Origin of the sequence: Actinoplanes sp. NPDC049681, assembly GCF_044465265.1 — a bacterium.
In the GTDB taxonomy this organism is placed as follows: Bacteria; Actinomycetota; Actinomycetes; order Mycobacteriales; family Micromonosporaceae; genus Actinoplanes.
The window spans coordinates 464611-490381 of sequence record NZ_JBITLP010000007.1; the positions used below are offsets into that span (position 1 = coordinate 464611).

Genomic DNA, 25771 nt, shown 5'->3' on the forward strand with positions numbered 1-25771 from the left:
GCGGTGGCCGGGGTCAAGACCGTACGCACCGGCGCCAGCGTGGGCGACTTCCTGGCCGCCGTACCGGATCCGAAGCGCCGAGCCGACGCCCAGACGTTGGTCGCCCTGATGGCGGAGGCGACGGGGGCCGCTCCGGAGATGTGGGGCGACAGCATCATCGGTTTCGGCTGCTACCACTACCGGTACGCCTCCGGCCAGGAGGGCGACTGGCCGCCGGTCGGGCTGTCGCCGCGCCGGACGGCACTGACCGTGTACCTGTCCGCCGGCTACGACGAGCACCTCCTGACGAGGCTCGGCCCGCACCGCACCGGCCGCTCCTGCCTGCATCTGCGACGCCTCTCGGACGTCGACCCGGACGTGCTGCGCGCCCTCGTCACGAGCGGCTTCCGCAAACTCGACGGAAAGACTCTCACCGCGGATTGATCCGTTGTGGGAGCGCTCCCGTACTTCTCGCCGAGGTCCCCCGACAGGAAGGCTCAGGCGAAGATGCAATTCTCCCGTAGTTCCGCCCGTCGCTGGCAGATCGCCGGCGTCGCTGCTGTGGCCGTTGCCCTGACCGGTGCCGGGCTCGGTGTCGCCTCCGCCGGCGAGACCGCCGCGCCCACGGTCAGCTGTCCCGCCGTCGCGGGCGCGCTGGGCGCCGTGCCGGCCCGCGCCCAGGCCGAGATCCAGCGCAATCTCGCGCAGCTCAACACGCAGATCGCCGAGGCGAACAAGCGCCTGGTGACCAGCGCCGGCGAGGGCGGCCCGAACTTCATCCAGAACGCGATCCTCGGGCCGCTGAAGGACAAGCGCGTCGCCGCCATCAACCGGATGGCGACGGCGATCGGGCGTTCCGCGCCGAAGCCCGATCTCGATGTGCAGCGGCTGGCGACGTGCACGCTGAACAAGGGCGGCGGGGCTGCGGCCCCCGAGCCCACGGCCGTCAAGACCGCCGCACCCGGCGCCGGCACGGGCACCGCTGCCGCGCCGACCGTCGCCTGCCCGGCGGTCAGCGGCCTGCCGTCGATCCCGGCGCAGGCCCGCGACGAGGTGACCCGCAACCTCGAGCTGCTCGACACCCAGATCGCCGAGGCGAACCGGCGGCTCGCGACGACCGTCGGGCAAGGCGGCCCCAACTTCATCCGCAACGCGATCCTCGGGCCGCTGGAGGACAAGCGCGTCGCGACGCTGAACCGGATCGAGACGGCGATCGGGCGGCACGCGGCCAAGCCGGAGGGCCTGGAGCGCTTCGCGCCCTGCACCCTCGCCGGCTGACCCGACGGCAGGTGAGCGCCGCCCGCCCCCGGCGGCGCTCACCTGCCGTTGTGTTCCTCCAGCGCGCGGATCAGCTGGTCGAAGTCGACGACCCCCCGGTGATCCGGCGCCAGCGCCACCATGTCGGCGAGCAGGTCCAGGATGCCGGCGACCACGGTACGGATCCGCTGATACAGGTCGAGGTCCTCCCGGATGCCCTGCAGGTCGTTCTGCCGGACGGTGAGCATCGCCTGATTGAGGTCGGCCGCCTTGCGCTCCCAGAACCTGACGTACGAGACCTGGGCCAGCGGGTCGAACAGGTTCGCGTCGGGCAGCACGATCGGGAAGACCCGGCGGGCGAACTCGGGCCGCGCCGCGATCTCGGTCAGCTCGAACATGCAGTACTTCGACCTCAGGTACTCCTGGTCGATGATCACGATCACCGACTTCCCGGCGCCCAGCCGGCGCATGTAGGCGCGGATCGGGTCGCGGTAGCGCACCTCGTTCTTGTCCCGGCGTACCTGCATCCCGCGGCCGCTCAGCCGGCGCTCGATCTCGTCGACCAGGCGCTCGGCGGTGCCGCCGCGCTTGTACGAGACGAAGACCTCCGGCGGGGCCTTGGGCGCGGCCGCCTTGCCCTCGCGCATGCCGCCGGCAGGCTCCGCGGTGTACTCGGTGGTCTCGTCCACCGGCAGGTCGGCCAGCAGCGCCTTCGGATCCATCATCCGGCGGCTCGCCCGGCACTGGATCCGGTCGTCGGTACGGGCGAAGTCGGCCAGCTCGGCGATGGCGAACATGGTCGGTTCCTCCGCGACGGCACACACCTCGCAGTCGCACGGCCGGTACTTGGTGACCCTGATCTCGGGATACGAGCGGTGGATGCGCACCAGCGCGCGGTCGATCACGGCCAGCAGCGTGTGCCGGTCCGGCCCGGTCACGCGCAGGCGCAGGCGGCGGCGGTGGTAGTCCTCCACGATCTCCGCGCGGCTCGTCCGGTACGCCAGGACCACGCCCGTACGCCAGACGGCATCACCCTCGATGAGGTCATGCAGCTCGACGATGACCCTCCGGACGATGCCCTTCGGCATGACCGCGTACTCGTAGCGCAGCGACAGGCTGCCCCTGTCTTCCCAGTCGTACTCCGGCTTGGTGGGCGTCAGCAGCTGCGGCGCCACGTAGATGTCGGAGCCCGGCACCGGATAGCAGAGGGCGAACTTCACCATCAGCCGGATCAGCTCGTCGTGCATGTCCTGGTACATGGGCTCGTGCCAGATGCGCTGCAGCGCCGCGCGCCCGAACACCCCGTGCGCGTTGATGATCTCCTCGTCGTCCAGGACCCGGTAGACCGCGCCGGTGCCCCACTCCGGCTTGAGGATGACGGTCTTGCGCAGCAGCGGGTCGTCCTGGAAGTACAGGCAGATCCCGAGGTCGTGCAGGAAGCCGCCGAGCTGGCGCATGTCGTCCGCCCGGACGAAGCCGTGCGCCCGGCAGATGCCGAAGAACTCCTCCGCGGTGATGTAGTCGCGGGTGTTCTTCTCCAGCGTCGTGCGCACGTCGCGCCAGGTCTTGGGCAGGGCGGTCCCGATGTGCGGAAGCGACTCCAGCTCTCGGCGGATCCGGCCGACGGCCGCCTCCAGCCCGCTGTTGTCGGACAGGTCCAGGCTCAGGGTGCCGACGAGATTCGGGTACGCCTGCCGCAGCGTACCGAGGTCGAGGGCCTGGGTGCGCCCGTGCTTGCGGTTCTGGACCACGAGCAGCGGGCTGCCACCGCTGAGCAGGTTGACCACCTCGAGCCAGTACTGGAAGTCGGTGTCCTCCCGGCGCTCGTCGGAGACCAGCACGTACACCGAGCGTTTGGTCAGGAAGAACTGGTGGGTGGCGTGGTAGATCTCCTGGCCGCCGAAGTCCCAGATGTTGACCCGGAAGTCGCGCTCGAGCAGGCGTTCGCCCTCGCTCTCGACGACGCGGACCACGGCGGGGAACCGCCAGGTGAAGACGTCGATGCCCTCGGTGGTCTCCTCGGTGTGCCGCAACGCGTACAGGGGATTGAGGATCTTCTTGGCAAGCGACGTCTTGCCGGCGCCGGGCTCCCCGACGATCAGCAGCTTGGCCTCGGACAGGTAGTCCTGCCCGGCCTCCCGCCGCTGCAGCCAGTAGCTCTTGATCGCCTCGAGCCCGTTGGCGGCGACCTCCGGCGGCGGCACGACCAGGCTCGGCGGGATCGGCGCCTGCAGCCAGTGCTGCTCGCCGTGGTACGTGAGGTTGAGCTCCGTCAGGTGGTCGAGGTGCAGGATGTCCGCGGGGATCCACTCGAGCGGGCAGCACGACAGGTCCAGCCGGGTGAGCCGGGGCAGCTCCCACACCCCGTCCGGGACGTGGCCGAACGTGTTGTAGGAGAGGTCGAGGCTGGTGAGCTCGCGAGCCCGCTCGACCGCCGCCGGCAACCGCGACAGGTCGTTGTGGACGAGGTCGAGCGAGGTGAGCCGGGGCAGCTCGAACAGCCAGTCCGGAAGGCTCGGCGGCCACACCCCGATCAGCGACAGGTGCGTCAAGGCGGTCAGCCGTCGCATCGCCTCCGGGACGTGCTGCAGCGGATACCCGATGATGCGCAGCTCCTGCAGGTAGGGCTGGCTCTCGAGGACCCGCTCGAGGCACCGCATGACGACACCGAGATCGGCTCGCCACTGCGCTGCCGTGGCCGCCATGCCGTCGCCCTTGGTGAAGGTGGAGATGACGCCCAGACTCGACAGCGACAGCCGCCCCTCGTCCGCGAGCCGGGTGAGGTGCTGCAGCGCCTCGGGCGAGGTCCGCGACGTGATCCGTACGGCGTACACCCGGTCGAGCCGCAGCGAGCTGCCCCGGCACCGCCACAGCGTCTCGGCGTTGACCGCGAGGTACGCCTTCTCCAGCTCGGGAACGCTCGACAGCTCGACCGCCCGGGCGTCGATCGTCTCGAGGGCCGGAAGCTCGCTCAGCCACGACGGCAGGGCGGTGAGGGGGCTGGTGCCGAGCCGCAGCGACCGCAGCCGGGTCAGGCGGAGAACCGCGGGAGGAAGCCGCGTGAGAACGCGCTGCGGATCCATCAGGAAGAGATTGAGCTCCTCGGCGCCGGCCGTGACCATGGCCTGAAAGTCGCGCTGCGTCAGCCGGACCGGCCACGACAGATCCTCCGCCACCCTCCGACAGTATCCGCGGACGGCGACGAAGACCATGGTGGTTAATCGGTCGCCCGGGCCATGATCCGTGCCTACCCTCGACCACCATGGACAGGAGCAAGGTCCTCGAGCTGCACAGCTTGATCCGCGAGACCGTCTGCACCGGCTGCGGCGCCCGGACGCCGGCCACGATCGACCGGCCGGGCCGGGCCCGGCGCTGCGCCGGCTGCGGAGGCATCCTCGATCTGGTCGTCGTGATGGTCGGGGCACGGCTGGATCCGGCACCGGTGGGCCGGATCGCCTCCCTGGCGAAGTCGTACTGGTCGCCCGAAGCCCGCTGCAGGCCGGGACGGAGGCGTCGTGGTGCCCCCGACTGGTCGTCGTCGATCGCGACCCGGCGCCGTACGACGACATCGCCACCGCGGTGGTCCGTGCACCGGTCGGCACGGCGGTCCCGTGGGTATGCGCAGCGCTGAGCGCAACTGTCGGGAACATTGCAGGCCGGACGGGTGGCCATTCCCGAGAACGGCCTGAGCTGCAGCTTTTCCGTCGTACGGTCGGTGGTGTCCTGGTGCGGCCGACGGAAATGGTAAGACGATGGAAACGGTGACACTCGACGTACGGGTGCTCGGTGCCGGCCTCGAACCGGAACGGGTGCAGGAAAGCGCGCGCGATCTCCGGACGGCGATTCTCACCACGGATGTGGACGACGCGAAACCGGCACCCGCCGGACCTGCTCCCGCGGGAGCCAAATCGGGTGACGCGCTCAGCGTCGGGGCGCTGGTGGTGACGCTCGCTCCCTCGATCGTGGAAGCCCTGATGGGAGTCGTCGCCTCGTGGCTGAGCCGGCAGCCCGGCGACATCGAGATCGAGATCGAGGGCCACCGGCTCAAGGGGCACGTCACCAGGGCTCAACGTGACGAACTCGTCGCGGCCTATCTGAGCCGGCTCGACGCGGCGAGATGAACGGCACGCCTGCGCGCCGGGCGTTGCTGCTGGGGTGCACGACTTTCGCCGATCCCACTCTCGCGTCGTTGCGGTCGCCGCGCCGCGATGTGCGGGAATTGGAGCGGGTCCTCGGTTCCCCGGGGTCCTGCGGATACCAGGTCAGCACCGAGCTGGACTGCCCGAGCCGTACGGCGCAGCGGGCGATCGAGGGCTTCCTCGCGCAGGCGAGGACCACGGACGCCATCAACGTCCTCTATCTGTCGTGCCACGGCGTGCAGGACGACCGGGGAAAGCTCTACTTCGCCTTCGCGGACACGGAGAAGGAGTATCTGAGCTCCACGGCGGTATCCGCGGACTGGGTCCGCGACCGCGTCACGGCGAGCCGGTCCAAGGCGACGCTCATGCTGATCGACTGCTGCTTCAGCGGTGCCTTCATCGACGGCATGCGGGCCCGCTCCGGCACCTCGGCGAATGTCGAGTCGCTGGTGAGCGGACCGTCGGAGGGGCGCGGTTTGGCCGTGCTGACGGCCTCGGGGGAGACGGAGGTCAGCTTCGAGGACGCCGAGTCCGCCGACGTGCGGCCCTCGTACTTCACCGAGGCGCTGGTCAGCGGCCTGTCGTCGGGTGCCGCCGACCTGAACCGGGACGGCCGCATCACCGTGGACGAACTGTACGAGTACGTGTACGACAGAGTCGTCAGCGGGCCGTCGCCCCAGCGTCCACGCCGCCTCGGAGTGGGCGAGGGTGCCCTGGTCGTGGCCGAGGCGGCGGCGCGGCCCTCCCCGCCCCCGGCACCCTCTCGGGTGGACGGCGTCGTCCGCGCCGAGGGAGTACAGGGCTACGCCGCCTTCGACGGGCAGTGGATCGTGATCGGCAAGGAGGGAGTCGGCCCGGCCGTCAACGGCGAGCGCCGGTTCCCCGTCAGCCGGCTCATCGGCATCGCCGGGCGTCCGGCCACGCGGCTCCATCACGGCTTCTTCCAGCTGCTCCTCGAGGGTGTCGAGCCCGCACCCCTTGCGCCCCTCGGCCCGGACGCCGGCCGGCCCCCCATGGACGACTTCGCCTCGCTGTCCTACCCGTACGGCGCGAACGCCGACTTCGAGCGGCTCGGTGTGGCGGTGCAAGCGGCCGTCGACGTCGCCAAGGGGCTCCGGCAGCCCGTGCCGGACCCGTCGCGGGTGAAGGCCACGGCGAAGGTCGGGCACTCCGCGGCCGCTCCCCGGCCGGCGCCGCCCGGTGAAGCGGTCGACGCGGATACGCGCAAGGGGGAGCGGGACGGCGCCGAGGCCATGGCGCGACTGCCGCTGGCCGTGGTCGACGGCCTTGTGGCCTGCGGATTCGACGTGGTGCGATGGCTGGTCCCGTGGCGTCACCAATGGGCCTCCACGGGACAGCCGGCGCCGTGGTTGCCCGCGCTCGCCCGGTGCCTCGGCGGATACGCGGCCCCGTGGGGCTACCCGCCGTCGCCGGCGTACCTTGCCGGATTCTGCGAGGGCATGCGCCGGGCCTGGTACGGCGCCGCCCACTCCGGGCTGCTCCAGGATCCGGGATCGCGGGCCGGCGGCACCATAGCGGATCTTCGCGCGGCGCGCGGCAGGAACAACCGGAGAACCGTCGCCGGCTGGGTCGGCCGCCCGCTGCTGTGGGCGAGCATCGTCGTCCTGGCCGTCTTCGAGGCGGCCGCCCTGGCCACCACGATCAAGGGCCAGCTGACGGACGCGAACGGTGAACCCTACGCGAACCCGGCCGCTGCCGCGATCGGGCTGAACGCCTGCTTCCTCGTGCCGCTCGCGGCGCTCGTCATCGTGGCGATCCGCGGCATCCGGCGCCGGCGGCGAGAGCGCCGCGGGCCCCGATAGCGGGACCCCTCGGGCCGGCCGGGATGCGTAGGCCCGGCCGGCCCGGATCGGTCACTGCAACTGCAGGGGTACGACGTCCGGGGCGCCCAGGCGCGCCGCGTCCGCGGTCTCGTCGTCCGGTTGTTCCTGCGATGCTCGTTCCGCCTCCACGCGCAGACGGTAGTTCTCCACCTCGCGCGCCCGCTGTTCCTTCGTCCAGCCGAGCACGTCGCCCATCAGGTCGGCGGCCATCGGGGCCGCGGCCACCCCGCGGTCGAAGGTCTCGATGGAGATGCGGGTACGGCGGGTCAGCACGTCCTCCAGGTGCCGGGCGCCCTCGTGGCCGGCCGCGTACGTGATCTCGGCCCGCAGGTGATCGTCGGCTCCTTCCAGCGGCTTGCCCAGCGACGGGTCCTCGGTGACCAGGTCGAGCACCTCGTGCACCAGCGAGCCGTAGCGCTTGAGGAGATGTTCGACGCGGGCCACGTGCAGGCCGGACTCCTCGGCGAGGACGCGCCGGCGGTTCCACAGTGCCGTGTAACCCTCGGCGCCCAGCAGCGGTACGCGTTCCGTGCACGAGCGTGGCACCGAGCGGCCGAGGCCGTGGATCGCCGCGTCGATCGCGTCCTTGGCCATCACCCGGTACGTGGTGTACTTGCCGCCCGCGACGACCACCAGGCCCGGCACCGGGCTGGCGACGGTGTGCTCGCGGGACAGCTTCGAGGTGGACTCCGACTCGCCGGACAGCAGCGGGCGCAGGCCGGCGTACACGCCCTGGACGTCGGTGCGGTCGAGCGGTGTCGCCAGCACCTGGTTGACCTGGCTCAGCAGGTAGTCGATGTCGGTGCTGGAGGCCGCCGGGTGCGACTTGTCCAGAGCCCAGTCGGTGTCGGTGGTGCCAATGATCCAGTGGCGGCCCCAGGGGATCACGAAGAGCACGCTCGTGGGCGTACGGGTGATCAGGCCCGTGGACGACTGGATCCGGTCGCGCGGCACCACCAGGTGGATGCCCTTGCTGGCGCGGACGTGGAACTGCCCGCGCTCGCCGACCAGCGCCTGGGTGTCGTCGGTCCACACGCCGGTGGCGTTGACCACCTGCTGGGCGCGGATCTCGAAGGTGCGGTCGTGCTCCAGGTCGTGCACGCGGACGCCGGTGACCCGTTCGCCCTCGCGCAGGAAGCCCACCACCTCCGCGCGGGAGGCGACGTGCGCGCCGTACGCGGCCGCCGTGCGGGCCAGGAACATGGTGTGCCGGGCGTCGTCGACCTGCGCGTCGTAGTACTGCAGCGCGCCGACCAGCGCGTCCTTCTTCAGCGCCGGGCAGGCCCGCAGCGCGCCGCGGCGCGACAGGTTGCGGTGCCGGGGGAGGCCGCCGTGGGTGGTGGCCATCAGGTCGTAGAGCTGCACGCCGGTGCCCGCGTACAGCCGTTCCCAGACCCGGTGCTGCAGCGGGTAGAGGAACGGCACCGGGCGGGTGAGGTGCGGGGCGAGCCGTTGCAGGATCAGCCCGCGTTCCCGCAGCGCCTCGCGGACCAGCGCGAAGTCGAGCATCTCCAGGTAGCGCAGGCCGCCGTGGATCAGCTTGCTGGACCGGCTGGAGGTGCCCGAGGCGAAGTCGCGGGCCTCCACGAGCCCGACGTTCAGGCCGCGGGTGACGGCGTCGAGGGCGCTACCCGCACCCACGACACCGCCGCCCACGACCAGCACGTCCAGCTCGCCCTCGGCCATGGCGGTCAGCGCCGCCTCGCGGCCGGCGGGAGAAAGAGCTGTGTTGTCAGTCAACGTCTACCCAATCGAGAGTGCGCTGGACGGCCTTCTTCCAGCGGCCGTACCCGTCCTCGCGTTGCTCGGCCGACCACTCCGGCTGCCAGCGCTGCGATTCGTTCCAGTTGTCGCGGAGCTCGTCGGTCGACTTCCAGAAGCCGACCGCGAGACCCGCTGCGTATGCAGCGCCGAGCGCCGTCGTCTCGGCCACCACCGGGCGGCTCACGGAGACGCCCAGCACGTCGGCCTGGATCTGCATGCAGAGGTTGTTGACGGTGATGCCGCCGTCGACCTTGAGCACGTCCAGCTTCACGCCGGAGTCCTGCGCCATCGCCTCGACCACGTCGCGGGTCTGGTAGCAGATCGACTCGAGGGTGGCCCGGGCCAGGTGCGCGTCGGTGTTGAAGCGGGAGAGCCCGACGATCGCACCGCGCGCGTCGGACCGCCAGTACGGCGCGAACAGGCCCGAGAACGCCGGGACGAAGTAGACACCGCCGGTGTCCGGCACCGAGGCCGCCAGGGTCTCGCTCTCCGCCGCATTGTTGATGACGTGCAGCTGGTCGCGCAGCCACTGCACGGCCGAACCCGTCACGGCGATCGAGCCCTCGAGGGCGTAGACCGGCGCGGCGTCACCGAACTTGTAGCAGACCGTGGTGAGCAGGCCGTTCTCCGAGCGTACGAGCTCGTTGCCGGTGTTGAGCAGCATGAAGTTGCCCGTACCGTAGGTGTTCTTGGCCTCGCCCACGTTGAAGCAGACCTGGCCCACCGTGGCGGCCTGCTGGTCGCCGAGGTCGCCGGTGAGTGGCACCTCCCCGCCCAGCGAGCCCGGGAAGCGGGCGACGCCGTAGGTGTTCGGGTCGGACGAGGGCCGGATCTCCGGCAGCATCTGCCGCGGGATGTTGAAGAACCCGAGCAGCTCGTCGTCCCAGTCGAGGGTCTCCAGGTTCATCAGCATGGTGCGGCTGGCGTTGGTCACGTCGGTGACGTGGTTGCCGCCGTCGACGCCGCCGGTCAGGTGCCAGAGCAGCCAGCTGTCCGTGTTGCCGAAGAGAGCGTCGCCGCGCTCGGCCGCCTCGCGGACCCCGCCGACGTTCTCGAGGATCCACTGGATCTTGCCGCCGGAGAAGTAGGTCGCCGGGGGAAGGCCGGCCTTGCGGCGGATGACGTCGCCGCGCCCGTCCCGGTCGAGGGCGGAGGCGATCCGGTCGGTACGGGTGTCCTGCCAGACGATCGCGTTGTAGAGCGGCCGCCCGGTGCGCCGGTCCCACACCACGGTCGTCTCCCGCTGGTTGGTGACGCCCAGCGCGGCCAGGTCGCTCGCCCTCAGGTTGGCGTTCTGCATCGCGGTGCGGATCACCGTGGCCGTACGGTCCCAGATCTCGTTCGGGTTGTGTTCCACCCAGCCGGCCTGCGGCAGGATCTGCTCGTGCTCGAGCTGGTGGCGAGCCACCTCGTTGCCGCCATGATCGAAGATCATGAAACGGGTGCTGGTGGTGCCCTGATCCACTGCGCCGACGAAGTCAGCCACGTCGTGCCTCCACGGTCTCGGGGGTTTCTGGGGTGGGAAGGCGACCCGGTTCCGGCGGCTCCTCCTTGGGCAGGAAGCGCCCGACCAGCACCTGGTACAGCCCGGCGCCGAGCAGGCCGCCGATGATCGGTGCGACGATCGGTATCCAGAAATACAGGTAGCCGGTCTGATCGCGGAACGCCCCGCCGTACCCGGTGAAGTAACTCGCCAGGCGCGGGCCGAAGTCGCGGGCCGGGTTGATCGCGTAGCCGGCGTCGGTGCCCCAGGCCATCCCGATGCCGACCACGAGCAGGCCGATGATGAACGGTGCCAGGTTGGCGCCGGGGGGAGTGCCGGCGGCGTCGGTGATGGCCAGGATCAGGAACAGCAGGATCGCCGTACCGATGATCTGGTCGCGGAAGGCGCCCCACTCACCGACCGGGAGTGTCCCGTTTCCCGGCAGGGTCGAAAAGACGCCCTGGGTCTTGATGGTCAGGTTCGGGTCCGCCTGGTGGAGGACCTCGGTGTAGTTCCACCGCACCAGCAGGGCGGCGACGAACGCGCCCAGGAACTGGGCGGTGCAGTAGGGAGCCACCTTGCGCCACTCGAAGCCCTTGAAGGCCGCGAGCGCGATGGTGACCGCGGGGTTGAGGTGTGCGCCGCTGATGCGTCCGGCCACGTAGACGCCGAGCATCACGCCCAGGCCCCAGGCCCAGGCGATGCTGTCGTGGTCGCCGATACCGCCGCCCACGACCTGGGCGACGACACCGACCCCGAAGAGGATGAGGATCATCGTTCCGGCGAACTCGGCGGCGAGTTCGCCGGCGAGTCCCGGAATCTTCAAGCGTGCTGCCATGCAGTGAAGCTATGAACGACGTCACACGCGGGCAATGAACGCCGTTCGGCAATGCCGAACGTTGGCCGGAGGTGCCGTTCGACAATGTCGAACGCGAACCGGTGGGCTCGGGTTACGTCGTGGCATAGAGTCCGTAACGTGCCCGGAACGGTCCAGTCGATCGAGCGAGCTGCCGCGATCCTGCGGATGCTCGCCGGCGGCTCGGGGCGGCTCGGGCTCGCCGAGATATCCCGCTCGCTCGATCTGGCGAAGGGAACGGTGCACGGAATCCTGCGCACTCTGCAGCACGTCGGCTTCGTGGAGCAGGACCGGGCGTCGGGCCACTACCAGCTCGGCGCCGCCCTGCTGCACCTGGGCACGAGCTATCTCGACATCAACGAGCTGCGGTCCCGCTCGATCAACTGGGCGGACCCGCTGGCGGCGCGCTCCGGCGAGGCCGTCCGGATCGGCACGGTCCTCGAGGGCCGGGTGCTGGTCGTGCACCACGTCTTCCGTCCCGACGACACCTTCCAGACCCTCGACATCGGTACGCTCCTGCCGCTGCACGCCACCGCGCTCGGCAAGGTGCTGCTGGCGTACCGGGCGGCCCGGCCGGAGGCCTCGCCCGAACGCTTCACACACCGTACGCTCGTCGCCGCCAAGGACATCGCCACGGATCTGGAGAAAGTCCGCGAGGTGGGGTGGGCCGCCGAGATCGAGGAGTACACCGTCGGCCAGGCGGCGGTCGCGGCACCCATCCGTGGCTACGGCGGCCTCGTCGTCGGCGCGATCGGCGTGTCGGGCCTCGTCGAGCGCATCTGCGACAGCCGCTACCGGCCGCACCAGCGGCTGATCGGTTACGTCCGCGACGCCGCCCGTGCGGTCTCCCGCGATCTGGGAGCCGCCCGGCACTGAAACGCAGGGGAGGGACCTCATGACCGAGCGCTACGTGGTCGCGATCGACCAGGGAACCACGTCGACGCGGTGCATCGTGTTCGACCGGCGCGGCCAGCTCGTGTCCCTCGCCCAGCAGGAGCACAAGCAGTACTTCCCGAAACCGGGCTGGGTCGAGCACGACGCCGCCGAGATCTGGCGCAATGTGGAACGGCTCGCCCCCCAAGCGTTGAGCCGGGCCGGCATCACCCTGGACCAGGTGGCCGCGGTCGGCATCGCCAACCAGCGGGAGACCACCGTGGTCTGGGACCGGCGTACGGGGGCGCCGATCGGCCGCGCCCTGGTGTGGCAGGACACCCGCACCGACTCGCTGGTGAACCACCTGCTCACCGAGCCGGACGCGGACGGTGTGCAGCAGCGCTCGGCCCTGCCGCTGGCCACGTACTTCTCCGGGCCCCGGCTGCGCTGGATGCTTGACCACACCCCCGGCCTGCAGAAACGGGCGGAACGCGGCGAGGTGCTCTTCGGCACGATGGAGACCTGGCTGATCTGGAACCTGACCGGCGGCCTGCACGTCACCGACGTCACCAACGCCAGCCGCACCAACCTGCTCGACGTGCACACCCTCGACTGGTCGCCGGACTCGCTCGACTTCTTCGGCATCCCCCGGGCGATGCTGCCCGAGGTCAGACCCTCGGTGGCGGTCTTCGGGACGGCGGCGGCGGCTTTCCCGGGGGTACGGATCGGAGCCGCGCTCGGGGATCAGCAGGCGGCGCTGTTCGGCCAGACGTGCTTCACCCCCGGAGAGGCGAAGTGCACGTACGGCACGGGCAGCTTCCTGCTGCTCAACACCGGTACGGAGCTCGTCCGCTCGGACAACGGGCTGCTCAGCACGGTCGCGTACCAGATCGGCGGCGAGCCGGCGCACTACGCGCTGGAGGGCTCGATCGCGATCACCGGCTCGCTGGTCCAGTGGTTCCGCGACCAGCTGGAACTCATCGCCAGCGCCCCGGAGATCGAGACCCTGGCGCGGACGGTCGCCGACAACGGCGGCTGCTACATCGTCCCGGCCTTCTCCGGCCTGTACGCCCCGCACTGGCGCTCCGAGGCGCGCGGCGTGATCGTGGGGCTGACCTCGTACATCACCAAGGGGCACCTGGCCCGGGCGGTCCTGGAGGCGACGGCCTGGCAGACCCGTGAGGTGGTCGACGCGATGAACGCCGACTCCGGCCTCACCCTGAAGACGCTCAAGGTCGACGGCGGCATGACGGCCGACAACCTCCTCATGCAGTACATCGCGGACGTCCTGGACGTCCCGGTGGTCCGGCCGCTGGCGTCCGAGACGGTGTCCCTGGGCGCGGCGTACGCGGCCGGGCTCGCGGTCGGCTACTGGCCGGACCTCGAGGACCTGCGGCGCAACTGGCACCGGGCGGCCCAGTGGCTGCCGGCGATGGAGGCGAGCCGCCGCGACTCCGAATACCGGAACTGGCGGCGCGCGGTGCAACGCACCTTCGACTGGATCCAGCCCGACTGACGGAGTGTCCTTCGCGTCGAACAACCCCACCAGGCGGAAGAATCCGGATAAGTCATCCTTTCCTTCGCCAGGAGTCCCGATGCTGCTGCTCCACGTCGTCGCCACACCCCGCACGACCGTCTCCGCGACGCTGCGCGCTTCGGACGCGTTCCTGCAGCAGATCCGCACGGCCTGCCCGGCCGCCGAGATCGAGACGCTGGACCTGTTCTCCGCCGACATGCCGGCCGTCGCCGGCCAGAACATCGACTCCAAGTACGACCTCATGCGCGGCCGGCCGATCGAGCCGTCCCGGGCCGCGCCGTGGCGCACCATCGAACAGCTCATCACCCAGTTCCAGCGGGCGGACGTCTGCCTGATCTCCTCGCCCATGTGGAACTTCAGCATCCCGTACGCGCTGAAGTACTACATCGACGCGATCGTCCAGCCCGGCTACCTCTTCGCGTACGGGCCCGACGGCGTGCCCGCCGGCCTCTGTGGAGGCAAGAAGCTGGTCTGCATCACCTCGCGGGGCGGCGACTACTCGGCCGGCAGCCCGATGCAGGCCCTCGACATGCAGGAGCCCTACCTGCGCACCATCTTCGGCTTCGTCGGCATCACCGACATCTCGTTCGTCAACGTGCAACCCACCGACCTGGGCGAGGAGCGGCGCGCCGCGGCGATCGAGGCCGGCATCGACGAGGCCCGCCGCCTCGCCGACCGCGTGGCGCCCGCCCTGCAGGCCTGATCCGTCGCCGGTCCCCGGGAACAATCCGGCAATGCCCCGCCCTGCGCCCGGCTCTTCCGGCCCGCCCCTGCCGATGGTCCCGCCGGATCAGGCCGGCGGGGGATCGACGAGCGGATCGCCCTGGTCCGGTCGGCGCGGCCTGGCGCAACGCGGTGCCCCGGGAGCTGCTCCGACCCGGGAACGGTGAGGTGAGTAGGCCCGTTCATTCACGGGTATCTCCGGCGTGACGCCGCGGCTCAGGGCCGTACGGCAGGCGGGAGGGCGTGCGGTGGCGACCAAGGAACCGGCGGACATCGCTCACGCGGCGGTGGCGACGGGCGTCAAGAAGGCCGAGCTGCGGTGGGACAAGACCCTGGTCGGGTCGTTCCTGGCCGGCGCGTACATCGCCTTCGGCGGGCTCGTCGCCATCGCCGTGTCGTCCGGGTTGGACCCGAAGACGTGGGGGAGTCTGCCCACGTTGTTCACCGGGGCCGCTTTCACCCTCGGGCTGGTCCTGGTCCTGATCGCGGGCTCCCACCTGCTGACCGGCAACATGCTGCTGGTGCCGATCGGCGCCATGCAGGGGCGGCTCGGCTGGGGTGACGTGGCCCGCAACTTCACGCTCGTACTGATCGGCAACCTGATCGGCGCCGTGTTCGTGGCGTTCTTCCTGGCGGTGCAGACCGGGGTCATCGGCCATCTCGGCAGCGATGCCGGGACCTCGGGCGCGATGACCTACGACCGGCTCGCCGCGATCGCCGGGGCCAAGGCGCTGCACGAGACCGACTGGCAGATCTTCCTGCGGGCGGTCGGCTGCAACTGGCTGGTGTGCCTCGCGGTGTGGCTCTCGCTGGCGGCGGACTCGGTCTCCGGCAAGATCCTGGCCATTTTCTTTCCCATCATGGCGTTCGTGGCGATGGGTTTCGATCACGTCATCGCGAACATGTTCTTCCTGCCGGCCGCCATTTTCGCCGGGGTGCCGGGCATCGGCTGGGACGACACCCTGCGGAATTGGTTGTTCGCATTTCTCGGTAATCTTGTCGGCGCCGTCGTTTTCGTGGCCACGTCCTATTGGTACATGTACCTGCGCGAGGAGCCGTCGAAGGAGAGGCCGCGCGAGCTGACCTGACCTCGGCCGGGGCGAAGGTGGCGTTCGGACGCCACCTTCACCGGCTCCGGCCGCTCAGAAGTCGAAGAGGGCGCCCGTCTCGCGCAGCATCTCGCAGCGGTTCGGGAAGGTCTCGCGGTAGTGCACCGGCCGGCCCTGCCAGAAGCCGGTCGCGGTGGCCGTGACCGGCATGTATTCGCGGGTGCAGAAGCCGTCGGGCTCGACGTTGAGGGCGGCGAGGTCGCCGTCGACGGCCGCGACGGTGGCGCAGGCGTCGGCCGCGCGGGGGTGATCGCCGGCCGGCGGCCGGCAGCTGAGCAGGGTGATCCTGGGCGGTTGGCCGGCAGGCCCCTGCACCATCAGTGCCAGGGTGGAGGCCGGGGGTGCGGTGTCCGCCGCGGCCGGGGCCGCCAGGCCGAGAATGCCGGCTCCGGCGGCGCAGAGAGCTAGCAGACCGGCGGCACTGCGGGTCGCTGTCTTCACTTTTCTTCCTCCTTGTGCGGAACCCGTTGTGAGGGTTTCCTCGCCCCGCCTTCGTGTGGCGCGGGCCAACGGAGAGCATAGGGAGAAAATAGGTCCTTTCCTGAAACAGGTTGTTGCAAGCCGGCCCTCCACCGCGGCCGCATGGATTCGAGGTCGTCGCTACAATGCCCGGCACGGAACGGGGAGCGGAGGCAAAGGTGCGGCTTCGGTGGGCCACAGTGGCCGTTATGGGAATTGTCGCCGTGGGTGCGGCCGCCTGCGCGGGCGAGGCCGAGCCGGTGGTCGTCGAGACGAGCCCGGCCGTCCAGTTCGCGGTCGGCTCGTGCATCGGACCGCGTACCGGCCCCGGCGCGGGCGAGTATCGCGAGGTCGCCTGTGCGGATCCCGCCGCGACCGATTCGATCCTCTCGCGGTTCGCACCGGACTCGGCCGTGGCCGCGCAGCTCGGCCGGAGGTCGGTGGACTGTCCCGACGAGACGGATGAGGTCGTCGAGCTGACCAAGCTGGGACCGCCGCTCGCCGGCGACAGCCCGGGCGGCTACGTCTGCGTTCGCAGCCTGAAGCCGCCGCACCCGGGCGACCCGGGCAACGGCGGTGGACCCACCATCGTGGTGGGCGACTGCGTGACCGCCTCGAGCAAGGGCGACGTGGCGGAGATCCGGTGCGGCAGCGGCAAGGGGAAGTCGCGATTCCGCGTCCTGACGATCGAGACCGTCAAGGCGAACTCGGCCGCGGCGGCGCTGATCAACCCCTGCGCCGCCGGCACCGATGTGTCCTTCACCGTCGGAGAGCGGGCGGGTGAGCGGCGGGTCGCCTGCGCCAAGCGCCTGTGATGCTCAGACGAAGGCGCTCAGACCCGTCACCGCGCGTCCCACGATCATCGTGTTGATCTCGCGGGTGCCCTCGTACGAGTACAGCGCCTCGGCGTCCGCGACGAAACGGCCGATGTCGTAGTCGAGCACGATGCCGTTGCCCGCCAGCAGCTCGCGGGCCCAGCCGACCACCTCGCGCATGCGGGTCGTCGTGTACGCCTTCGCCAGCGCCGAGTGCTCGTCGCGGAACTCGCCCGCGTCCTGCAGCTGGGCGAGGCGCACGCACAGGCCCAGCGAGCCGGTCACGTTGCCGAGCATCCGCACCAGCAGGTCCTGGACCAGCTGGAACTTGCCGATCGGGCGGCCGAACTGCTCCCGCTCCTTCGCGTACGCCAGGGCGATCTCGTACGCGGCCAGCATCACCCCCACCGCCTCCCACGCCACCCCGCTGCGGGTCTGGCGCAGGATCTTCGCGGTGTCCTTGAACGTCCGGGCGTTCTGTAGCCGGTCGGCCTCCGGCACCTCGCAGTCGGTCAGCGTGATGTCGGCGTTCTGCACGATCCGCAGCGCGATCTTGTTCTCGATCTTCGTCGCCTCGAAGCCCGGGTTGTCCTGGTGCACCACGAAGCCCTTGACCTGGTCGTCCTCCAGGTCGCGGGCCCACACGACGATGAGGTCCGCGAACGTGGCGTTGCCGATCCAGCGCTTCTTGCCGTTGAGGATCCACCGGTCGCCCTCGCGGCGCGCGGTGGTCCGCAGGCCGGCCGCCACGTCGGAACCGCCGGTCGGCTCGGTCAGCGCGAAGGCGCCGATCGCGTCGAACGCGCGCATCCCCGGAAGCCAGCGTTCCTGCTGCTCGGGGGAGCCGCAGGTCTCGATGCTGCCCATGGCCAGGCCCGAGTGCACGCCGAAGAACGTGGCCATCGAGGCGTCCGCGTGCGCCATCTCCAGCGCCAACCAGCCGGACAGCAGGTTGGAGTGCTTGGCGCCGGCGATGCCCAGGTCGGCGAAGCCCTTCACGAGCGGGAACGGGAATTCCGCGCGGGCCCAGTGGTCGTTGGCGATGGGGGCCACCTCGGCCTCGAGGAAAGCCCGGACGCGGGTGACGATCTCCGCGTCCGCCGGGGTGAGCAGGTCCTGGAAACGGTAGAGGTCACCGATGAGCAGCTCCGACATGCGGGGCCTCATACCCAGATGACCGGCTCACTAGACTTCGGGCTCATGCTCACCATGCAGGAGGCGCTCGCCCGGCTCGTCGCGTACTGGAGTGATCAGGGGTGTCTGGTCGTCCAGCCGATGAACACCGAGGTGGGCGCGGGAACCCTCAACCCGGCGACCTTCCTCCGCGTGCTGGGGCCGGAGCCGTGGCGGGTGGTGTATCCCGAGCCGTCGGTGCGGCCGGACGACTCCCGCTACGGCGAGAACCCGAACCGGCTGCAGACCCACACCCAGCTGCAGGTGATCCTCAAGCCCGACCCGGGCAACCCGCAGGAGCTCTACCTCGGCAGCCTCACCGCGCTCGGCATCGACGTCGCCGCGCACGACGTGCGGTTCGTCGAGGACAACTGGGCCTCGCCCGCCCTCGGCGCGTGGGGGCTGGGCTGGGAGGTCTGGCTCGACGGGCTGGAGATCACCCAGTTCACCTACTTCCAGCAGGCCGGCGGCCTCGACCTCGACCCGGTCTCGGTGGAGATCACGTACGGCATCGAGCGCATCATCATGGCGCTGCAGGACGTGACCCACTTCCAGGACATCGAGTACGCCCCCGGCATCGACTACGGCGAGGTCTTCGGCCAGTCCGAGTACGAGATGTCGCGCTACTACCTGGACGACGCCGACGTGGCCGCCACCAGGCAGCTGCTGGAGCTGTACGCGAGCGAGGCGCGGCGGCTGATCGACGAGGGCCTGCCGGTGCCAGCCCACACGTTCGTCCTGAAGTGCTCCCAGGCCTTCAACGTGCTCGACGCCCGCGGCGCCGTCTCCACCGCCGACCGGGCCGCCGAGTTCGCCCGGATGCGGCGCCTCGCCGGTGACGTCGCCCGGCTCTGGGTGGCCCGCCGCGAGGAACAAGGGCACCCCCTCGGCGTGGCCGGGCCGCTGCCCGAGCTCGCCGCCCCGGTCGCGGCGGCCGTCGCCTGTGACACCCCCCGGACGCTGGTCCTCGAGGTCGGCACCGAGGAGATGCCGCCGTCCGAGGCCCGCGCCGCCCACGACCAGCTGCGGCGCGCGCTCACCGAGCAGCTCGGGCAGACCCGCCTCGCCCACGGCGACGTCCGGGTGTACGCCACCCCGCGCCGCCTGATCGCGGTCGTGCCCGCCGTGGCCGCGCGCGAGGACGACTACACGCAGACGGTCAAGGGGCCCAAGGTCACGGCGCCCGCGAAGGCCCGTGAAGGCTTCGCGCGTTCTCAGGGCGTACCCGTGGAAGCGCTGGAAGTCGCGGACGACCACCTCGTCGTGCGCCGGCACGTGGCCGGCGGTGCCGCACCCGGCGTGCTGGCCGGCGTGCTCGCGAAGGCCGTCGCCGGCCTGCGGTCGGCGAAGAACATGCGCTGGAACGACCCCCGCCTGACCTTCACCCGGCCGATCCGCTGGCTGGTCGCCCTCTGGGGCGACGACCTCGTCCCGGTCACCGTCGGCGCGCTCGAGGCGGGCCGCGAGACCCGCGTCCTGCGGACGGCCCCGACGCCGGCGCTGCGCATCGCCTCGGCCGAGACCTTCATGGAGACCATCTCGGTCAACGGCATCGTCGCCGACCCCGACGACCGGCGCGAGCTGATTGTCACCGGAGCCCAGGACCTCGTGTACGGCGAGGGCCGCGTCGATGTGGACGCCCTCGTCGACCAGCTTGTCTACCTCGTGGAACAACCCACCCCGCTGCTGGGCCGCTTCGAGGAGCGCTACCTGGAGCTGCCCGACCCGGTCCTGACCACGGTCATGCGCAAACACCAGCGCTACCTTCCCGTACGCGACGACGACGGCGCCCTGCTCCCCATGTTCGTCACCGTCGCCAACGGCCCGGTCGACGTCGACCTGGTCCGCCGGGGCAACGAGGCGGTGCTGCGCGCCCGGTACGAGGACGCGGCGTTCTTCTACCGCGCGGACCGCTCGACGCGCGTCGCCGACATGCGCGAGCGCCTCCACCGCCTCACCTTCACCGACAAGCTGGGCAGCATGGCCGACCGGGCGGGCCGCATCGACGCGCTCACCGCCCTGCTCGTGCCGGCCGCGGGTGTCACGGCGGACGACGAGGAGATCGCCGGCCGGGCCGGCGAACTCGTCAAGTTCGACCTCGGCTCCCAGCTCGTCACCGAGATGACCAGCCTCGCCGGCGTGATGGCCCGCGACTACGCCCTGCACGCGGGCGAATCCCCGGCCGTGGCCCAGGCCGTGTACGAGGCCGAGCTGCCCCGCCACGCCGGCGACGAGCTGCCGGTGTCCGTACCCGGGGCGCTGCTGTCCCTGGCCGACCGCCTGGACCTGATCGCGGGCCTGGCGGCGACGGTCGGCCTGCCGACCGGCAGCAGCGACCCGTTCGCGGTCCGCCGGGCCGTGCTGGGCCTGCTCGCGGTGCACCGGGCGCACCCGGACCTGTCCGGCATCGACCTGTTCACGGCGCTGGGCTGGGCGGCCTCGCTGCAACCGGTCGCCGTGGACGAGGCCGTGCTCGCCGCCGCCCGCGAGTTCGTCACCCGGCGCCTCGAGCAGATCCTCACCGAGGAGGGCCACCCGATCGACCGGGTCCGGGCCGCGCTGCCGCACGCGGGGCGGCCGGCCCTGGTGGACCGGCTGCTGGCGCAGCTCGGAAGGCTGGTCGCGGACCAGGACTTCCGCGACCTGACGGAGGCGATGCAGCGTGCCCGCCGGATCGTCCCCCCGGGTACGCCGGCCGCCTACGACCCGGCGCAGCTCAAGGAACCGGCGGAGATGGCGCTGCACGAGGCGGTGTCATCGGTTCGCACCGCGCCCGGCGAGGCACCCGACCTGAGCCACTTCACCGCGACGGCGACGCCGATCACGGCCCCGGTGACCCGGTTCTTCGACGAGGTGTTCGTGATGGCCGACGATCCGGCCCTGCGCGCGGCGCGGCTGGGGTTGCTCGCGACGGTGCGGGACCTGGGGGAGGACCTGCTGGACTGGCGGGAGCTGCGGCTCTAGCCGGCCGCTTCGACGACCGCGCACGTCACGATCGGGTACCTGCTGTCCTGCCGGTCGAGCCGGCCGGGTGGCATCTCCTCGGCGGCGATCCCGAGGATGAAGGCCACGGCGGAGAGGGCGTCGCCGCAGCCCTCGACCGTCGCCGTCAGGCCCGCGTCGTGGATCGCACGCCGCAGTCCCTCCGGCGTCCAGCGCCAGCGGTCGCTGCGAAGGCCGTCGGTGTCCACGGGGCTGATCGCCGGGACCGTGATGAGCGCGCATCCGCGCGGGCGCAGGCTGTCCCCGACGTTGCGCAACGCCACGAGCGGGTCGGTGTACTGCAGAACCTGGGTGAGAATGACACAGTCGAACGCCGCCACCGGGACCGAGCCGGGTTCGTCGAGGTCGGCGATCAGGTCTGCGCGCGGATTGCCGGCCTCGACGTCGAGGATGGTGATGCGCTCGGCGTGCCCCAGGCGGGAGGCGTACATGGGCGATTGCACCTCCAGCACTGAACCGCGGATCCGCTTCGCGCGGCGGGTGAGGAAGCGTTCGATGTAGTACCGGTCGATCGGCAGGCCGCGGTCCCAGCCGTAGTCCTCGCTGAACGGCGCGTGCCGGGCGATGTTGCCCCAATCGATCCGGCGCCCGGGAAGCGACCGGTTCGTCCGCTGCAACCGTTGGCGGACGACCGTGCGGGCCGGATCCGGCATTTGGCGCAGCGCCTGCGCGGCGAAGCCGTACAGCCGTCTCACTGGCTGCCCGCCAGGTTCACCAGGCCTTGCGGCTGCAGAACCCGGCGCCGCTGCGTCTCCCACTCGAGGGCGTGCCGGATGCCGTCGGAGACCGTCAACCGGGAATGCCAGCCGAGCAGGCGGGCCGCCTTGTCGCTGCGCGCGACGTTGCCGCACACGTCGCCCGGCCGTGCGGGTGCGGCCAGGGTCTCCAACCGGCAACCGACCACCTGCTCGAATGCCGCAATCAGCTCGCGCACGGTGGTGCCGTCGCCGGTACCCAGATTGACGACCTCGTAGCGGCCGGGCGGACTGGGAGGCGCGACCTCGTCGAATCGGTGCAGGGCGCGGACGTGGGCGCGGGCCAGGTCCCAGATGTGCACGTAGTCACGGATGCCGGTGCCGTCCCGGGTGTCCCAGGTGACGCCGGTGATCCGGAACGGCCGGCCGGTGCGGTACGCCCGCATCAGCCTGCCCAGGACGTGGCCCGGGTCGGCCGCGGGCGGCCCGCTGCGCCCGTGGGGGTCGGCGCCGATGGGGTTGAAGTACCGTAGCGACAGCACCTGCAAGCCGTTCGCCCGGCTGACGTCCTCCAGTACCGCCTCGGCGAACGCCTTGGTCCGGCCGTACGGGCTGGTCGGCCGGATCGGCGACTGCTCGTCGACCCAGCCGCCGGGGCTCTGCGCGTAGACGGAGGCGGACGAGCTGTAGATGAGCCGGCGGCAACCGTTGCGGAGCAAGCCGTCGGCGAACTCGACGGTCTTGCCGACGTTCGTCCGGTAGTAGGGGATCGGTCGGCGCACGGATTCGGGAACCACGACGAGCGCGGCACAGTGGACCGTCGCCGTGATGTCCGGGTGGGCGGCGAAGACGGCGTCGATCAGACGGGGGTCGCCGACGTCACCCCGGAACAGATGCCGCCCGGCGGCGAGCTCCGCGCGCCCGGTGCTGAGATCGTCGAGGATGATCGGGGTTATCCCGTCGTCGGCGCATGCCGAGGCGACCGTGCTGCCGATATAGCCCGCTCCGCCGGTGATGAGAACCTTCATCGGATTCCTTCGAGACAACCGCGACAGTGCCGTGAATCTGGCGCCGGAAAGCCGGTTCCGAGCGACGATAAACCCGCACGGTCGGTCGGCGAACTGGCCCTTTGTTCCCGATCTGAGCATTCCGGCAGCGTGTCGTAAAGACTATTTCATGTGGACCGTAATCCGGATCACCATCATGTGGTCTGGCGCGTGAAGCCCAGAGCCGCGGAGATGTATTGCGATCAAGGCCGGGCTCGGATGTGGAATGATCGCCCTGGTAAACAGGGTGGAAACATTCGCCGATGCTTTTCCCCTCACCGCGTGACAGGGTGTGATATAGCTCACAGTCGAGCCACTGCATTCGGGTGGCACCATCGCGTCGAGTGGCTTTGCTGCGGGCCTAATGGGGGACTGAAATGTCCAGTTCGCGCGATGGTGACACCCTTTCCGGAGTGCCTGGTGAATTAGTGGGTTCTGGCGGCAAGAGAGCGGTTCAGGTCAGTGTGGTCATTCCGGCTTTGAATGAGGCACGGAATCTTCCGCACGTGCTGAATCGTATTCCCGCCGACGTATTCGAGATCATTGTCGTGGACGGCGGATCGGTCGACGACACGGTTGCCGCGGCACGCCGTACCCGGCCCGGCATCACCGTGATCCGGCAGGCGCGCAGCGGCAAGGGAAACGCTCTCGCGACCGGCTTCGCGGTCTGCCGGGGCGACTACGTCGTGATGATCGACGCGGACGGTTCGATGGACCCCGGCGAGATCGGCCGCTTCGTCGCCGCCCTCGAGGCGGGAGCGGACTACGTCAAGGGCAGCCGGTTCCTCGCCGCCGGCGGCTCCACCGACCTCACCGTCCTCAGGCGCCTGGGCAACCGCGCGCTCACCGTGCTCCTCAACGCCTTGTACGGCACCCGGTGCTCCGATCTGTGCTACGGCTACAACGCCTGCCGGCGGTGCTGCATACCGGCGTTCCGGCTGCCTGATCCCGCCGATCCCACGCGCCCCTCTCGCCTCGGCGACGGCTTCGAGATCGAGACGCTGCTCACCCTCCGGATCGTCCGGAGCGGACTGTCCGTCCGCGAGGTGCCCAGCTTCGAGAGCCGGCGCCTGTCCGGCCGCAGCAACCTGCACACGTTCCGGGACGGCTCGCGGGTGCTCGCCGTGATCGTGCGCGAGCGTCTCCGCCGCGCCCGTCGCCGTGCCGCCGAAGGCTGGGTGGCCGATGCCGTCTCCGGCACCGACGGCGGTCTGGGAGCGACGGGATGACCAAGCCTGCCGTAGCGAGGCGACCCGTGGTGTCCGTGGTCGTGTGCACCTACACCCGGGCACGCTGGGCGGGCTGCGCCGCCGCGGTGGACTCGGTGCTCGGTCAGCTTCGTGAGGGCGACGAGTGCCTGCTGGTCACCGACCACAACGAGCCACTGCGGTGGCATGCCCGGCAATGGTTCACCGATTGCGCCGCCGTGCAGGTGGTGAGCAACGGGCAGGCGCCGGGGCTGTCCGGGGCCCGCAACACCGGAGTCGCGCACAGCCACGGCGAGATCGTCGCGTTCCTCGACGACGACGCCGTCGCCACGCCCACCTGGCTCGAGGAGTGCCTGGCCCCCTTCACCGAGCCGGAGGTCCTGGCGGTGGGCGCGGCCGCACTGCCGTGCTGGCCGGCAGGCCGGCGGCCGGGATGGTTCCCGCCCGAGTTCGACTGGGTGGTCGGCTGCACCCACCGCGGCCTGCCGGACCGCCGGGCGGCCGTGCGCAATGTGATCGGCGCGGCGATGGCGTTCCGGCGGGAGGCATTCGCCGTCGCCGGGACCTTCGACGTCTCCGTCGGACGGGTCGGCACGGTGCCGGTCGGCTGCGAGGAGACCGAGCTCTGCATCCGGATCCGCCAGGCGAAGCCGACCGCTCAGATCATCTACCAGCCGGGCGCCGTGGTGCACCACCGCATCACCCCGGAACGCACCCGGATCGGTTACTTCGTGCGCCGGTGCTTCGGTGAGGGCCGTTCCAAGGCCCGGGTGGCCCGCCTCGTCGGCCCCGGCGACGGGTTGTCCAGCGAGCGCGACTACCTGCGACGGGTGCTGCCCCGAGCCGTCCTCCGGGAGCTGTCGGCCGCGGCCCGCGGACATGGCGCCGGGCTGGGCGCGGCCACCCTGATCGCCGCCGGCGTCACCGCGGCCGGCCTGGGCTTCCTACGCGAGGCGGCCGTGCCCCGGCCGTCCGTCCCGTCGTGGGCAGGAGCAGAACGTGCCTGAGCGCATCCAGACCGGCCCGGGCGACTCCACCGTGGCACCGGTGCTGCTCTACCACGACGTGACCCGGGGCGTACCGGAGAGCCCGTGGCAGATCACCGTGTCGGAGCTCGCGGCGCAGTTGGACGCGGTCGTCGCGTGCGGCCGTACCGTGCTGGACGCCACGGCCCTCGATGCCGCCCTTGCCGGCGGGTCGCCGCCCGTACTTCCGCTGTGCGCGGTGACCTTCGACGACGGCTACGCCAGCTTCGCCGAGCTTGCCCTGCCACTGCTGCGCGAGCGCGGTCTGCCCGCCACGCTCTACGTGACCACCGGCTACGTGGACCGGCCCGGCATGCTGTCCGAGGCGGCACTGCGCGACATCGCCGCCGCGTCGGTCGAGATCGGCGGTCACGCGGTGCACCACGTACACCTGGACCTGCGCCCGGCCACCGCGGACGCCGAGATCCGCGACTGCCGCGCCCGGCTGGCCGGGCTGCTCGGACAGGCGCCGGCCAGCTTCGCCTATCCGCACGGCAGCTTCCACGGGGCGGTCCGCGACGCGGTCGCTCGTGCCGGGTACGCCAACGGCTACGCGGTCAAGAACGCCTTCACGCACGCCGACGACGAGCAGTATGCCCGCGCCCGCCTGACCGTGCTGGCGGACACCGGCCACCGCAGGGTCGGCAGGTGGCTCACCGGCCGTGGCGCCCCCCGCTCCTGGCACGGGGAACGGCTGCGCACGACCGTGTATCGGCGGGTACGGGCGGCGCGGGAGCGGGCCGCGCAGCACGTGCCGAAGTCCGGGCGGTGACCATGACCGAG

Annotated in this window: 22 protein-coding genes; 14 read left to right on the forward strand and 8 right to left on the reverse strand. The window is 71.0% G+C overall.

The window, feature by feature from the left end; genetic code table 11:
* The first annotated feature begins 3 nt into the window (after positions 1-3).
* Together ACIBO8_RS27200 and ACIBO8_RS27205 are read left to right on the forward strand one after the other, a co-directional pair.
* Positions 4-423 carry a DUF1801 domain-containing protein gene (locus tag ACIBO8_RS27200; protein WP_396118138.1) on the forward strand — a complete coding sequence of 140 codons (420 nt, stop codon included), beginning with the start codon at positions 4-6 and terminating at the stop codon, positions 421-423.
* A 63-nt stretch (positions 424-486) separates the two neighbouring features.
* The gene (locus tag ACIBO8_RS27205; protein ID WP_396118139.1) at positions 487-1257 is read left to right on the forward strand and encodes a hypothetical protein; all 771 of its coding nucleotides are present in this window, start codon (positions 487-489) and stop codon (positions 1255-1257) included.
* A gap of 38 nt (positions 1258-1295) precedes the next feature.
* On the opposite strand, the gene ACIBO8_RS27210 is transcribed toward ACIBO8_RS27205, so the two are convergent.
* Positions 1296-4412, reverse strand: a complete 3117-nt coding sequence (locus ACIBO8_RS27210; RefSeq protein ID WP_396118140.1) for a COR domain-containing protein — start codon at positions 4410-4412, stop codon at positions 1296-1298.
* 86 nt (positions 4413-4498) lie between these two features.
* Here ACIBO8_RS27210 and ACIBO8_RS27215 point away from each other — a divergent pair, with 86 nt between their 5' ends.
* The 3 genes from ACIBO8_RS27215 (at position 4499) to ACIBO8_RS27225 (ending at position 7198) form a co-directional block, all read left to right on the forward strand.
* The gene (locus tag ACIBO8_RS27215; protein ID WP_396118141.1) at positions 4499-4867 is read left to right on the forward strand and encodes a hypothetical protein; all 369 of its coding nucleotides are present in this window, start codon (positions 4499-4501) and stop codon (positions 4865-4867) included.
* A gap of 121 nt (positions 4868-4988) precedes the next feature.
* The gene (locus tag ACIBO8_RS27220) at positions 4989-5357 is read left to right on the forward strand and encodes a hypothetical protein (RefSeq protein ID WP_396118142.1); all 369 of its coding nucleotides are present in this window, start codon (positions 4989-4991) and stop codon (positions 5355-5357) included.
* Positions 5354-7198, forward strand: coding sequence for a caspase family protein (locus ACIBO8_RS27225; RefSeq protein WP_396118143.1), 1845 nt, complete (start codon positions 5354-5356; stop codon positions 7196-7198). The genes ACIBO8_RS27220 and ACIBO8_RS27225 overlap by 4 nt, the downstream gene beginning before the upstream one ends.
* Before the next feature lie 51 nt (positions 7199-7249).
* Here the strand turns inward: ACIBO8_RS27225 and ACIBO8_RS27230 are convergent, their stop codons facing one another.
* The 3 genes from ACIBO8_RS27230 to ACIBO8_RS27240 are packed head-to-tail and all read right to left on the reverse strand — an operon-like array spanning position 7250 to position 11304.
* Positions 7250-8905 carry a glycerol-3-phosphate dehydrogenase/oxidase gene (locus ACIBO8_RS27230; protein ID WP_396118224.1) on the reverse strand — a complete coding sequence of 552 codons (1656 nt, stop codon included), beginning with the start codon at positions 8903-8905 and terminating at the stop codon, positions 7250-7252.
* A gap of 46 nt (positions 8906-8951) precedes the next feature.
* Entirely contained in the window at positions 8952-10469 is a 1518-nt protein-coding gene (glpK, locus tag ACIBO8_RS27235) for a glycerol kinase GlpK (RefSeq protein WP_396118144.1), read from the reverse strand.
* The gene (locus ACIBO8_RS27240; protein WP_396118145.1) at positions 10462-11304 is read right to left on the reverse strand and encodes an MIP/aquaporin family protein; all 843 of its coding nucleotides are present in this window, start codon (positions 11302-11304) and stop codon (positions 10462-10464) included. The genes glpK (ACIBO8_RS27235) and ACIBO8_RS27240 overlap by 8 nt, the downstream gene beginning before the upstream one ends.
* 138 nt (positions 11305-11442) lie before the next feature.
* On the opposite strand from ACIBO8_RS27240, the gene ACIBO8_RS27245 reads away from it, so the two are divergent.
* The 4 genes from ACIBO8_RS27245 to ACIBO8_RS27260 all read left to right on the forward strand — a co-directional run bounded on the left by ACIBO8_RS27245 (position 11443) and on the right by ACIBO8_RS27260 (position 15543).
* The gene (locus tag ACIBO8_RS27245; protein ID WP_396118146.1) at positions 11443-12198 is read left to right on the forward strand and encodes an IclR family transcriptional regulator; all 756 of its coding nucleotides are present in this window, start codon (positions 11443-11445) and stop codon (positions 12196-12198) included.
* A gap of 19 nt (positions 12199-12217) precedes the next feature.
* The gene (glpK, locus tag ACIBO8_RS27250) at positions 12218-13711 is read left to right on the forward strand and encodes a glycerol kinase GlpK (RefSeq protein ID WP_396118147.1); all 1494 of its coding nucleotides are present in this window, start codon (positions 12218-12220) and stop codon (positions 13709-13711) included.
* A 79-nt stretch (positions 13712-13790) separates the two neighbouring features.
* Positions 13791-14435, forward strand: coding sequence for an FMN-dependent NADH-azoreductase (locus ACIBO8_RS27255; RefSeq protein WP_396118148.1), 645 nt, complete (start codon positions 13791-13793; stop codon positions 14433-14435).
* A gap of 268 nt (positions 14436-14703) precedes the next feature.
* Positions 14704-15543: a formate/nitrite transporter family protein gene (locus tag ACIBO8_RS27260; protein WP_396118149.1), complete on the forward strand. Its 840-nt coding sequence runs from the start codon at positions 14704-14706 to the stop codon at positions 15541-15543.
* A 54-nt stretch (positions 15544-15597) separates the two neighbouring features.
* On the opposite strand, the gene ACIBO8_RS27265 is transcribed toward ACIBO8_RS27260, so the two are convergent.
* Entirely contained in the window at positions 15598-16005 is a 408-nt protein-coding gene (locus ACIBO8_RS27265) for an SSI family serine proteinase inhibitor (protein WP_396118150.1), read from the reverse strand.
* A 227-nt stretch (positions 16006-16232) separates the two neighbouring features.
* Here ACIBO8_RS27265 and ACIBO8_RS27270 point away from each other — a divergent pair, with 227 nt between their 5' ends.
* On the forward strand, positions 16233-16838 hold the full coding sequence (locus ACIBO8_RS27270) for a hypothetical protein (RefSeq protein WP_396118151.1): 606 nt from the start codon (positions 16233-16235) through the stop codon (positions 16836-16838).
* Positions 16839-16841: 3 nt separating this feature from the next.
* Here the strand turns inward: ACIBO8_RS27270 and ACIBO8_RS27275 are convergent, their stop codons facing one another.
* Entirely contained in the window at positions 16842-17993 is a 1152-nt protein-coding gene (locus ACIBO8_RS27275; RefSeq protein WP_396118152.1) for an acyl-CoA dehydrogenase family protein, read from the reverse strand.
* 18 nt (positions 17994-18011) lie between these two features.
* Here ACIBO8_RS27275 and ACIBO8_RS27280 point away from each other — a divergent pair, with 18 nt between their 5' ends.
* Complete coding sequence (locus tag ACIBO8_RS27280) at positions 18012-20975, forward strand: glycine--tRNA ligase (RefSeq protein ID WP_396118153.1); 2964 nt, start codon at positions 18012-18014, stop codon at positions 20973-20975.
* Here the strand turns inward: ACIBO8_RS27280 and ACIBO8_RS27285 are convergent.
* Positions 20972-21709: a hypothetical protein gene (locus tag ACIBO8_RS27285; protein WP_396118154.1), complete on the reverse strand. Its 738-nt coding sequence runs from the start codon at positions 21707-21709 to the stop codon at positions 20972-20974. The genes ACIBO8_RS27280 and ACIBO8_RS27285 overlap by 4 nt on opposite strands.
* Positions 21706-22737, reverse strand: coding sequence for a UDP-glucose 4-epimerase GalE (galE, locus tag ACIBO8_RS27290; RefSeq protein WP_396118155.1), 1032 nt, complete (start codon positions 22735-22737; stop codon positions 21706-21708). Before galE ends, ACIBO8_RS27285 begins: the two co-directional genes overlap by 4 nt.
* A gap of 395 nt (positions 22738-23132) precedes the next feature.
* Between galE and ACIBO8_RS27295 the strand changes: the two genes are divergently transcribed.
* Genes ACIBO8_RS27295 through ACIBO8_RS27305 form a run of 3 tightly spaced genes read left to right on the forward strand, consistent with a single transcriptional unit; the run spans position 23133 to position 25760 of the window.
* Positions 23133-23984, forward strand: coding sequence for a glycosyltransferase family 2 protein (locus tag ACIBO8_RS27295; RefSeq protein WP_396118156.1), 852 nt, complete (start codon positions 23133-23135; stop codon positions 23982-23984).
* Positions 23981-24970 carry a glycosyltransferase family 2 protein gene (locus ACIBO8_RS27300; protein WP_396118157.1) on the forward strand — a complete coding sequence of 330 codons (990 nt, stop codon included), beginning with the start codon at positions 23981-23983 and terminating at the stop codon, positions 24968-24970. Before ACIBO8_RS27295 ends, ACIBO8_RS27300 begins: the two co-directional genes overlap by 4 nt.
* Complete coding sequence (locus ACIBO8_RS27305; protein ID WP_396118158.1) at positions 24963-25760, forward strand: polysaccharide deacetylase family protein; 798 nt, start codon at positions 24963-24965, stop codon at positions 25758-25760. Before ACIBO8_RS27300 ends, ACIBO8_RS27305 begins: the two co-directional genes overlap by 8 nt.
* Positions 25761-25771: the final 11 nt, after the last annotated feature.

What these genes read in the sequence shown, in the direction of transcription:
- ACIBO8_RS27205 (WP_396118139.1), top strand. Translation starts at nt 487, where the DNA reads ATGCAATTCTCCCGTAGTTCCGCCCGTCGCTGGCAGATCGCCGGCGTC.
- ACIBO8_RS27215 (WP_396118141.1), top strand. Translation starts at nt 4,499, where the DNA reads ATGGACAGGAGCAAGGTCCTCGAGCTGCACAGCTTGATCCGCGAGACC.
- ACIBO8_RS27220 (WP_396118142.1), top strand. Translation starts at nt 4,989, where the DNA reads ATGGAAACGGTGACACTCGACGTACGGGTGCTCGGTGCCGGCCTCGAA.
- ACIBO8_RS27225 (WP_396118143.1), top strand. Translation starts at nt 5,354, where the DNA reads ATGAACGGCACGCCTGCGCGCCGGGCGTTGCTGCTGGGGTGCACGACT.
- ACIBO8_RS27230 (WP_396118224.1), bottom strand. Translation starts at nt 8,905, where the DNA reads ATGGCCGAGGGCGAGCTGGACGTGCTGGTCGTGGGCGGCGGTGTCGTG.
- ACIBO8_RS27240 (WP_396118145.1), bottom strand. Translation starts at nt 11,304, where the DNA reads ATGGCAGCACGCTTGAAGATTCCGGGACTCGCCGGCGAACTCGCCGCC.
- glpK (WP_396118147.1), top strand. Translation starts at nt 12,218, where the DNA reads ATGACCGAGCGCTACGTGGTCGCGATCGACCAGGGAACCACGTCGACG.
- ACIBO8_RS27255 (WP_396118148.1), top strand. Translation starts at nt 13,791, where the DNA reads ATGCTGCTGCTCCACGTCGTCGCCACACCCCGCACGACCGTCTCCGCG.
- ACIBO8_RS27270 (WP_396118151.1), top strand. Translation starts at nt 16,233, where the DNA reads ATGGGAATTGTCGCCGTGGGTGCGGCCGCCTGCGCGGGCGAGGCCGAG.
- ACIBO8_RS27275 (WP_396118152.1), bottom strand. Translation starts at nt 17,993, where the DNA reads ATGTCGGAGCTGCTCATCGGTGACCTCTACCGTTTCCAGGACCTGCTC.
- ACIBO8_RS27280 (WP_396118153.1), top strand. Translation starts at nt 18,012, where the DNA reads ATGACCGGCTCACTAGACTTCGGGCTCATGCTCACCATGCAGGAGGCG.
- galE (WP_396118155.1), bottom strand. Translation starts at nt 22,737, where the DNA reads ATGAAGGTTCTCATCACCGGCGGAGCGGGCTATATCGGCAGCACGGTC.
- ACIBO8_RS27295 (WP_396118156.1), top strand. Translation starts at nt 23,133, where the DNA reads ATGTCCAGTTCGCGCGATGGTGACACCCTTTCCGGAGTGCCTGGTGAA.
- ACIBO8_RS27300 (WP_396118157.1), top strand. Translation starts at nt 23,981, where the DNA reads ATGACCAAGCCTGCCGTAGCGAGGCGACCCGTGGTGTCCGTGGTCGTG.